The organism is Streptomyces sp. NPDC001709 (assembly GCF_053596375.1).
On the sequence record NZ_JBSFGB010000098.1, the window covers coordinates 1 to 9977 of the forward strand.

At 62.9% G+C, this 9977-nt stretch carries 9 protein-coding genes; 3 read left to right on the top strand and 6 right to left on the bottom strand.

The window, feature by feature from the left end; translation table 11 throughout:
* Nucleotides 1-277 precede the first annotated feature (277 nt).
* Both ACWC0C_RS47425 and ACWC0C_RS47430 read left to right on the top strand, forming a co-directional pair.
* Nucleotides 278-700, top strand: a complete 423-nt coding sequence (locus tag ACWC0C_RS47425; protein ID WP_450871371.1) for a nitroreductase/quinone reductase family protein — start codon at nucleotides 278-280, stop codon at nucleotides 698-700.
* Between the two features lie 10 nt (nucleotides 701-710).
* Nucleotides 711-1703, top strand: coding sequence for a hypothetical protein (locus tag ACWC0C_RS47430; protein ID WP_450871373.1), 993 nt, complete (start codon nucleotides 711-713; stop codon nucleotides 1701-1703).
* A 27-nt stretch (nucleotides 1704-1730) separates the two neighbouring features.
* Here the strand turns inward: ACWC0C_RS47430 and ACWC0C_RS47435 are convergent, their stop codons facing one another.
* Nucleotides 1731-2633: an SDR family NAD(P)-dependent oxidoreductase gene (locus ACWC0C_RS47435; protein WP_450871374.1), complete on the bottom strand. Its 903-nt coding sequence runs from the start codon at nucleotides 2631-2633 to the stop codon at nucleotides 1731-1733.
* A 197-nt stretch (nucleotides 2634-2830) separates the two neighbouring features.
* Between ACWC0C_RS47435 and ACWC0C_RS47440 the strand changes: the two genes are divergently transcribed.
* Nucleotides 2831-4321, top strand: coding sequence for a glycosyltransferase (locus ACWC0C_RS47440; RefSeq protein ID WP_450871375.1), 1491 nt, complete (start codon nucleotides 2831-2833; stop codon nucleotides 4319-4321).
* On the opposite strand, the gene ACWC0C_RS47445 is transcribed toward ACWC0C_RS47440, so the two are convergent.
* The 5 genes from ACWC0C_RS47445 to ACWC0C_RS47465 all read right to left on the bottom strand — a co-directional run bounded on the left by ACWC0C_RS47445 (nucleotide 4290) and on the right by ACWC0C_RS47465 (nucleotide 9158).
* Nucleotides 4290-5240, bottom strand: a complete 951-nt coding sequence (locus ACWC0C_RS47445; RefSeq protein WP_450871376.1) for an FkbM family methyltransferase — start codon at nucleotides 5238-5240, stop codon at nucleotides 4290-4292. The two genes, ACWC0C_RS47440 and ACWC0C_RS47445, sit on opposite strands and share 32 nt — an antisense overlap.
* Nucleotides 5241-5249: 9 nt before the next feature.
* Nucleotides 5250-6014, bottom strand: a complete 765-nt coding sequence (locus ACWC0C_RS47450) for a CPBP family intramembrane glutamic endopeptidase (protein WP_450871378.1) — start codon at nucleotides 6012-6014, stop codon at nucleotides 5250-5252.
* 11 nt (nucleotides 6015-6025) lie between these two features.
* A complete protein-coding gene (locus ACWC0C_RS47455; protein ID WP_450871380.1) occupies nucleotides 6026-6835 on the bottom strand; it encodes an alpha/beta fold hydrolase in 810 nt (269 codons plus the stop codon).
* A 49-nt stretch (nucleotides 6836-6884) separates the two neighbouring features.
* Entirely contained in the window at nucleotides 6885-7910 is a 1026-nt protein-coding gene (locus ACWC0C_RS47460) for a 3-oxoacyl-ACP synthase III family protein (RefSeq protein WP_450871381.1), read from the bottom strand.
* A gap of 123 nt (nucleotides 7911-8033) precedes the next feature.
* Complete coding sequence (locus ACWC0C_RS47465; RefSeq protein WP_450871382.1) at nucleotides 8034-9158, bottom strand: DUF3419 family protein; 1125 nt, start codon at nucleotides 9156-9158, stop codon at nucleotides 8034-8036.
* Nucleotides 9159-9977 lie beyond the last annotated feature (819 nt).

The window sequence follows — 9977 nt, forward strand, 5'->3', positions numbered from 1 at the left end:
TTGAGACGTCAGACATCTCGATCAACAGCTCGGGGGCCTCGCTCGTTGCGCTTCGTGGACCGTCACCTGATCGGCGGCCAACTCGAAGAAGCTCAGTGAACGAAGCCAGGCATCAATCCGCCATCATGCGGACATAGGCAATCCGACGTAACTTGGGGCGAGAGATCGACTGCCAACGGGAGTCCCTATGCACAGACTAGGGGTGGCCCTGCTACGCGTGGTCATGCGACGGATCGGGCAGAAGTCCAGTCCTGCTCTTCGCAGATTCATCGTCGTCATGAGCGTGCTGCATCTCGGCGTTTATCGACGAACGCGTGGTCTGCTGGGACGGCTGGGCCTGAAGCACGGCAAGATCGTGATCATGACGACGACGGGCCGTAGGACCGGTAAGCCGCGGACGGTTCCCCTCCTCGCTGTCGAGGATGGCAAAGACCTCGCGGTCATCGCCTCTCATGGGGGCCTGGACCAGCCTCCGGGCTGGTGGCTGAATCTCGGGGAAAATCCCCTCGCGACGGTCGAGATCGCAGGTTGCACGTTCTATGTCCGGGCCGAGCAGGCTGACCAACGGAAACGTGCGGAACTGTGGCTCCGATTCGTCAAGGCTTTCCCCGGGTACGAGGATTACCGGCAGCGCACAGCCCGAGAGCTTCCCATTGTGATCCTCCATCCCATGCCCGGACCGGCCGTGGCAGCGGGTTGAGGGACCAGCTATGCACAACCACAACGGAATCAAGCGCATTCTGGATGCCCCGTTCGTCCCTCTGGGGCAGTGGCCGACGCCGATCTCGACAATCACCCGATCAGGCGGGCTGGACGTCCTGGTCAAGCGTGATGACCTCTCCGGTCACGGTCGCGGAGGCGTCAAGACACGCAAGATCGAACATCTGGTCGGGCACATGCTGGAGAAGGGGTACGGCAGCCTCGTCACCCCGGTGGGAAACGTGACCAACCTCGTCCACGACATCCTCCCGGTTCTTCGGCGGTTCGACATCGCATGGGAAATCGTCGTCGCTGACGTTCCCCCTCTTCCTCCCGGTGAACGACGGCGGATTTTCGGCGGTCTCGGAAGCAGCGTGCGTCTGATCGGTCCGAGCCACATCGAGGCAGTTGGTGCGCTGGCCGGCGCCTATTACCGGAGCCGCAGGGCGGGACGGCGGCCGTTCCTCGCCCCGCCGAGCCTCGCGCATCCCGCAGCGGTGATCGCTGCTGCGCGCGGTTTCCTCGAAATGGTGGGTCAGGTCGAGGCCATAGGGGTGCCGCCGCTGCAGACGGTATTCATCACTGCCGCGTCGGGCACGGCGTTCGCGGGCTTCGTACTGGCGGAGAACCTCCTACGCCGGCAAGGACATCGTCCGATCCATGTCGTCGGCGTTCAGGTCTATCCGGGCCCAGCACGCTGGTGGATCCGCGGTCTTGTCCGGTGGACCGAGCACTACTTGTCGGTGTCCGACCACTTGCCCAGCGGACGCATGGACCTGAGGACGACCAGGAATTATCGTGAATTCGGTCGCTACTCAACTGACTTGGTTGAGCTGTGCGCATCCGTTGAGGATGAGACAGGGCTGAGACTCGACCCGGTATTTGGCGGAAAGACCTGGTCGATCATGGAGTCCTGTCTTGCTCAGGGGCGCAGCGAAGGTTCCGTGTTGTATTGGCACTGCGGCTACACGCCGGACTGGGAGATCCTGTCCGCGGTTTCTTGAGGTGGGCCGGCCCACGTCGGTCAAGGGCTATCTCAACGGGGATCTGCTCAGCTGCCTGGCAAGCAGTGCGTCGAAGACACGCGTGGGCAGAGCGGCGGACAAGGCCACCCCCGCGCGTGCCTCCGCGCCCATGAGATAGGCCGCCTTGGGATGTCGCGCATAGAGCGCATGACGGGCGGCACGGGCGACCACCGACGGTGAAATGCTCCGTCCCGCGGCGGCGGAAGCCACATATCGCTGCATGTTCTCCAGTGTGCTGCCGTACAACTCCTTCGCCCTGGTCGGCAGTCGGTTCGTCAAGCCCTGCACGGAATGGTCTGCCTTGCTCCAGATCGGTGTCGCCACCGCTCCAGGCACGAGGACGGACACGCGGATGTTCCATGGCCGCAGCTCGCGTCGCATCGACTCCGCCATGCCGTTCAGTGCGTGTTTTGACGCGGCGTAGGGCCCGAAGCAGGGTGCGGCGATGTGCCCTCCGATCGAGCTCGTGAAGAGTACGCGCCCGTCCCCGTGTTCGCGGATCAGGTCAAGAACCGCTTGCGTGACGGCCAGCTGACCGAAGACGTTGACCTCGAACTGGTGTCGCATCTCGTCGATGGTCACGTATTCCAGAGGGCCGCCTGTCGCGACGCCGGCGTTGTTCACCACTCCGCGGAGGCGCTGCCGACCCAGGAGCCGGCGGATCGAATCGGCCGCCTCCGTAATCTGGCTGCCACTAGTGACGTCCAAGAGGATCTCGTGCACCGCACCTGGTAGCCCGTCGCCCTCCGGTGCGTCCCCGGCTTTACGCACACCCGCGAATACGGTCACACTCCGCCCGGCGAGGTCAAGAGCGATTGCCTTGCCGATCCCGCTGGATGTACCGGTGATGAAGACGGCTTCGGTTCCGACTTCCTTGAGGTGCCGACTAAAGGGTAAGTGATGCTTCACGCGACGGCCTCCTCGACTGCTCAGGAACAAAGAACCAGGGCGAACGGTGGCGAACAGTTACGTCACCATGATGAGTGGGAATCCGCCTTCGCTCGCCCGCCTCGGCCCGGAACTCGTCGACTCATCACCCGGATGAACCAGCCGCGCGTCAGTAGGCCGGCGAGCCCTCTTGCGGGATTCGGGCTAGGCTGATCGGCATGCTGGTGATAGCCCTTTCCATCATGCTGGCGTTCTTCGCAATAGCCCAACTGCGGATATTGGTCATTCATGCCTATTCCGAGGTGAAGGGCGTCGGAAGGCCAGCCATCGAACTCACCCAGCGAACCAGTTACTCCTGGCCGACAGTCATGGTGCAACTCCCCATTTATCGAGAACACAAAGTTCTTCACCGACTGCTCACGGCGGTCACGAACCTCGACTATGTGGATGGGCGACTCGCGGTTCAGGTTCTGGATGACTCCGAGGGGGAAGAGGCCGCGCTGGCCAAGGCCGTCGTGGAGGCACATCGTGGAGGCTCCGTCGCGATCGAATACGTCCACCGGGCAAGTCGCGATGGGTACAAGTCAGGGGCGCTCAATCATGGTATGCGGATGGCCGACTGCGACCTCGTGGCGATTTTCGACGCGGACTTCACACCGGATCGTGACTTCCTCATCAAAACCGTGCCCCTGTTCGAGGATTCTCGTGTCGGTGCAGTCCATACGCGGTGGCGGCACCGCAACGGTCTTTCATCCTCCCTGACGCTGTTTCAAGCAGCGGTCCTCGACAGCCTGTTCTGCTTTTCGAACGGGCTCCGCCAGGCCAGGGGGGAGCCCACCATGTATCTGGGGACGAGCGGGGTCTGGCGGAAGCGCACGATCGAGGATCTCGGAGGGTGGCGCGAGGCACCGTTCACCGACGACGGCATCGACCTCAGCTTTCGCGCCCAGCTCGCGGGCTGGTCGGTAACCTTCGTCAACGAGGCATTGGCGAGCAGCGACCTTCCCGACACCTACATCAGCTACAAGAACCAGCAACGCCGCTGGGCGCGCGCGGCATTCCGGCTCTTCCTCGACTATGGGAAGAAGGCGCTCAGGCCGCCGCAGGGCAACAGGCGGCGATTTCTCGAGCTTTCTTCCCTGCACCTGGTTCTGGCCACACCGGTGCTTGCCCTGACCGGATTGCTCTCCAGCTCCTATATCGTCCTTGGGCTCCCGCGCACTCCGTACTGGGTGATCACCCAAGTCGGTCTCAGCGCGTTTGTCGTACTGTTCCCGCCGCTGCAGGAATGCGTGCTCTCGCAGAGGATGCTGTACGACGACTGGGCGCGGCGCTGTCTGCGTCTCCCGCTGTCGTTGCCGCTCGCCATCGGCGTATCGGTCTCCATCCTGGCCGGCTTCCGGGACACCATCAAGCGAGACGAGCCGGAGTTCGTGAGAACCCCTAAGGAAGGGTCGTTAGGCGTCATCCGGAAGAGTGAAGCGCAGTGGGTCGGAACCGCCTCGCGGATCGCATGGTGTGAACTGAGCCTGGGCGTCGTTTTCCTCACGGCCGGGCTGCTGTCCATCGTGCGCGGGTACGCCGAATCGTGCTTCCTGCTCTCGTCCCTGGCAGGGGCTTTCCTGGTCGCGAGTGCGAGGAGCGGATCGGAGATCCGACGAGCCGCTCACCGGGCGGCTACGTTAGCCTGCGCACGCACATCAGATTGACTCGCCCGTTTCCCTGGCGACGGATCTCCCGTCGGATGGCGTCCCGGTCCTGGGGGAACGTCACCGGTCGAGGAGGGAGCCCCGCCAGGGAGACGTCGTCGAATCCGCACGTGGCCAGTGCCGCCCAGAACGAGTCGATCGACTCACCTGCAGCGGCTAGCGTCCGCTCGTTGAGCTCGATGATCAGGACCAGGCCGGGATTTCGACGGCTCAGCTCCCGCATACCAGCCAACGCCGCGACCTCATGCCCTTCAATGTCGATCTTGACCAGATCCACTCTGGGCCACAGGCTCTGTTCGGCCCACGCGTCCAAGGTGGTGCACGGAACCGTCTCTCTCGGCCCCGGGCCATCCCCGGCCGCCGCGGTCCGGTGGACGCTGGACAGCATGCTGTCGGGCGTGCCCGCGAACAGCGTCACCGCACCGACCGAATCTCCCACGGCACTCGGCACCACGTGGATCTCGCCGTCGACGTCGTTCTCCGCCACGTTTCTCCGCAGGATGGGGAGCAGTGCCGACGACGGCTCGAATGCCCAAACTGTGCTCGCCACTCCGCCGAGGCGCGCGCACAGCAGCGTGAAGTAGCCGAGGTGCGCGCCCACGTCCACGACCGACATGTTCGGCCTGACGAGGTGCCGGATGAGCGCCGCGACGTCGCGATCGTGCATGCCCATCGCCAGCATCTGCATGTGATACGAGGCGCGCCCCTCGTGGTAGAGCCGAAAGCCGTCGACGTCGACGGGGATCGCTGGATCCGTCAGAAGCGAGTGGGGAAACAACCACCGATGCAGTGGTGCGCCGAGTTCGGCAAGGAGTGGCGCAAGGGGACCAGAACGGTCGAACCCCCAGGCTCCGGCTCGATGAATAGCGCGTGCGCCGCGCAGAATGAATGGGCGCAGCGGTGATTCAGGACGTGGCACGTGCGGAACCTACCGAATCACGAGGGCCACAACGATTGGGGCGAGGATTATGTTCACCCCATGTGTCGCCATGCAGAGCCACAGAGATCCTGTCCGTGCATACACCCAGCACCAGATCATGCTGACGCCGAAAGCCCATACAAAATATGCTGCGCCGGCCACATACGGGTATGCGGGCAAGAGGTAGACCAGTTGGGCCGAGTGGCGGAGGCCGAACAGGGTGGACGTGACGGACGAAGCGATCGGGAGGGAGGAGTTCCTCAGCAGCGAACGTTGCAGAAATCCGCGGTAGAAGAGCTCCTCTCCGAACATAGGCCACAGTCCCAGGAAGACGTACGAGGTGATCAGTGCGAACCAGCTTCCATAACGTGCTGCGTACAGATCCGCGAAGTTGCCATAGGCAGCAAGCAGGTTCCACGCGGGATCCCGCGTCTTGCCAAGGGCCGTCATGGCGAGGCTGTAGAGAAGGATGAAGCCTCCGATGAACGCGAGGGCGGCAACCAACGGTCGGCCCTGCTTCGGAAGATACGTCCGAATCTCCGGCCAAGGCCGACCGGTGGGACCAGCCCGAAACCATAGCGGGATCACAACGGCGAGGCACGCGTGGAAGACAGGAAACGGCGCATAGGGCCAGCCCTGCCATGATTCCGGTAGGGCGACCGCGGTGACCAATACTCCGATGCCGAGAACGGCGAGCGGGTGGAGTCCGTCGATGGGTGCGGTGGGGTCGGCGGCTTGGGGGACCGGAACTGGGGGTCTCCTTACGTTCGCCATGATCTCATCAGCTATTTCACGGTTGAGATGAAACGGCGAACGGTTTCGTTGACGAATGAGTCGTCTACATAGGTGATGAAGTGCTCACCACCTGGCTTGATGACCGCTGCGCCCGCGTTGGGAAGCAGCGCGGCCATGCGTTGCGCCTGGGCGACCGAGACAATGCGGTCGCTGTCGCCGGAAATCACCAGGCTGGGCACGTGAACCTCGCCCGGCGTCGGGCGATGCTCGGTCAGGTTGGGAAGAATGCTGTGCTTGAACAGCGCCGTCAGCCGAAGGACGACCAGCGCCTTCTGAACGATCCACTCCGGCTTGATCTGGGTCCCTCCGACGAAGCGCCCAAGGAGTGTCGCAAACACCTGCGATGACACCACTCGCTCGATCGGGAGATGTTCCAGCATCTTCAGCCAGAAGCCGTAAGGTTGTGGGAACCGGTAGCGATCGGCCAGCCCGACGAAGATCATCGAGCGACACAACTCGGGGTGATGCTTGGCCAGATAATAGGCTGCTGCACCCGTGTCGCCCCACACAACGAAGTGCGCACGGCTGATACCGAGAGCGGAAAGCAGGCAGCGGACCTCATGGGCCCTGTCCTTGATGCCGACTCGTGTGCTCGTGCTGAGCAGTGGTTCATAGAGCACGACGCGATGGTCGCGCTGGAACTCAGCGATTTGAGGAGCGTAGACGAAGTTCAGTTCGGTGACCATGGGCAGGAGTACAACGGCGTCCCCCTCTCCGCAGTCGAGCACGCGGAGTGTTCTGCCATCGGGAAGCCCGACGGGACGCATGGCCGCCGCGATCGCTCTCTGGTCCTCGGTCATCCGAGTGTGAAGCGAGTCCGAGACAGGAGGTCGCACCCATGTGCTTGCGTCAGTCATGGCACCCCGTCTCACCGGGTACGAGTTCGATTGCCGCTGCACCGCAGGAGAACCCGAGGCCGAAGGCGAGAAGCAACAGCCTTTGCCCCGGACGGAGCATGCCTGCGTCTCTGGCCAGGGAGAGATTCACCAACAGGCTGGCCGGGCCCATGTTTCCCAGGCGGCTGGCAGGCATCGGAAAGATCTCCGGCCGGAAGCCCAGAGCCTCGATGAGAACGTGCAGCATGCGAACGTTCGGCTGATGGGAGATGACCAGGTCGACCTCGTCGTGACTCCATCCGGCTTCTTCGAGTACACGGGAAACCAGGGGAGGGATAACGCGTACCCCCGTACGAACCAGGCCAGAGCCGTTCATGTCGTAGAAACCCGCTTGCACGCTGACCCCTTCGGGGCCGGCGTCGTAGCCCAGTATTGGGATGCGCCCCAGGTCCGCATGGTCGGGGTGAGTCACCCACTGAATGCACATGACCTTCGCCGACATACCCTGTGACGTGGTGTGCCGTTCGACCACAGCCGCGCCCGCACCAGCGCCGAAGAGCCCGACGGTGCCTCTGTCCTCCGATCTGATGATCGGCAGGAAATCCACACTCGACGAGATGATGGCCCGACTGCAACGATTGCTCGACAACATGAGCACAGCCATCTCGAACATGGCCACAGGTTCAGCGCACACTCCGTCAACGGACAGTACCCGTAGGCCCTTGAGCCCCAGCGCATCCGCCAAGATGATCCCTGACGGCGGGGTGAAGGCCGTCAGGCCGTTCTGGATGTGAAGGAGAACTGTTTCGGGGCCCAGCATGTCAGGTTTCAGCCCACTCGCCTGGAGAGCCGACTCGACAGCGGACACCGCCAGCGTGAGGACGTCCTCTCCTTCCCCGCATACCCGCCGTTCATCAATCCCTGTCCGCTTGGTGAACCAATCCGTGGGCAGACCCATCGAAACCGCCAAGCCGGTGTTCGAGACAATCTTCGAGCCGACCGCATGACCGGTGCCTGAAATACTGAGCTGCTCGAGCACGACTTCACTCCTTCGGGTGAAAGTTCGTCCAGTATCCGGTCATGGGAAGCGGGGATACATCTGACCTGGGAAGGCGTGGCTGGCCCAAGGCTACGTCCAGCGCAATGGATCCGCGACTCGCTCCTAGTGAATTCGGTAGACGTAGAAGCTGCTGTACGTAAAGGACCTGTCCTGTGCGAAGAGTTGATGTGCGAGATCGTCTTCGCTGACCACCGCACTTCGGAGCTCCGGGGGGACAGGAAGCGAGCGAATGGCGGAGCGGTAGATGAAGCGTCCTCCTTGCGTACCAGCCCTGAGCACGCTGCGCACCGTCGCATGGAGGGACTCCCGGCTCATCCAGTCAAATATGTCTAGGAGGTTGAACTTGTCGACTGAGGACTCGGGCAATGAGTCGAGGTACTCGGTGAGCCAGGCCGTGGCGTTGACCACTCGATCGGCCGTTTGCTTCAGGGTTTCGAAGTTCCGCTCGAGGAGGTATGGAGGAACGTTCTCCGCGTCCAGGTAGGCACCCAAAAATGCCTGGGCCATGAAGTAGTTGCCACGTATCGGGACTCTGGTCAGCACATATTCCACGCGATCGCGTATGTATCGCCCTATGCCCTGGCGGTCTTGGATCAGGTCATACTGGGAGGGGTGCATGCCAGCGCAGGCAAGCACCCATCGGGAGCCGAGGATTTTGAGTATCGAACCGCGCAACAACCGCTGGTGGATCTCGCGGTAGTAGAAGTCGCGCTGGTCATCGATGTTGTCGACCTCGAAGAATTGACGGATCCGTCGCTCTCCAAGTTCCCATCGCACATAGCGGCGAAGCCAATTCAAGAAGAACCCCAGCTTGCCCTGGGCAAGTATCCCACGTTCCAGCACCCGAGTGTTGCTGTCCCAGTAATCTCGTGCGCCAGCAGGCAACTTCGCACGCAATGCTCGCCGATACATGTCCACCGCTTCGGTGGTGCCACACGACGTGAGGAGAGTGTAGAACTCGTCATGGTCAAGGTGCCGGATGCCTGCCAGCTTGAGGTCGAGCAGGTACGTCTGAGCGGGGTTGGGGTCTACGCAGATGAGCCGTCGGGGCCGTAGGCAAAGAAGGTTCAAGCAGTTGCAGCCGCCCGACGTGATGGACAGAACGGTGTCTTGGTCCGCCGATATTCGGAGCGCCTCACGATCGAGAACGGGGTCCTCCCAGGACTGGTTGAATACCAACCCGTGGAAATAGGTGCGTTCTATCAGTCGATTGAGCGTGCTCTTCATAGCGCGAGCCCCATCGCCGGCCTGGTGCTGTCAAGATGAGGCAGCAGCACCAATTGACGCTACTGCCCTTTCCCTGCCCCCGGTGCTTACTTTTGTCATGAAATGCTACTCGGAGTGACTCTTGTTCGCTCCTTGACACGGCGGTCGCCTCCCTGAGGCCCGGCTTCCGAGCGTCCTGCACGCACCGGGCCGGGGGTCTGCTGGCTGACGACTGCGATGGCCTCCTCCGAGGTTCAGTGCGGATTGAGCCCGCTGTACTGGGGCAGCCCGGTCATCGGTGGAGGGCCCTACCTGCTGGCCTGCGGCCCCGACCTGTATGACGGCGCCGGCGTCTGCGGGCGAGACATGTCCATGGATGGCCTCAGTGCGTTGTGGCCAACCCAGCGGCGTTCGAGTCATCCGCTGGGTGATCATTCGGTGACAGGTGCCACCTGTGAGATGCGCAAGAAGGAGGCCCGTAGTCACGCCGGTTCACCAGCGAAGCTGTCGTCGAGTCCACTCCGGTCACCGCCGAGTGCGACTGCTGCGTCCACCGGTTCGGGGTCATCGCGCCGGGGCGTCGGCTGCGCCGGTATCCGAGCGACATGGCGGTTGCGGAGTGCGCGGTGATGCTGGTGTCGGCATGGCCGGAGGGTCGGGGCGGACGGCCGGAGGGGCACTGTCACCGCGAAATGATCGACGCGATGCGCTACCTCATCCTGCTGTGCAACCCGCACCACGAGGGGGGGGCCTCCCCCTGAGTGGTGGACACGCTGATACTGGATCTGCTTGGTCCGGAGGAAGCGAGAAGACCGCCGATGGCGATGAAGGACTACTCGG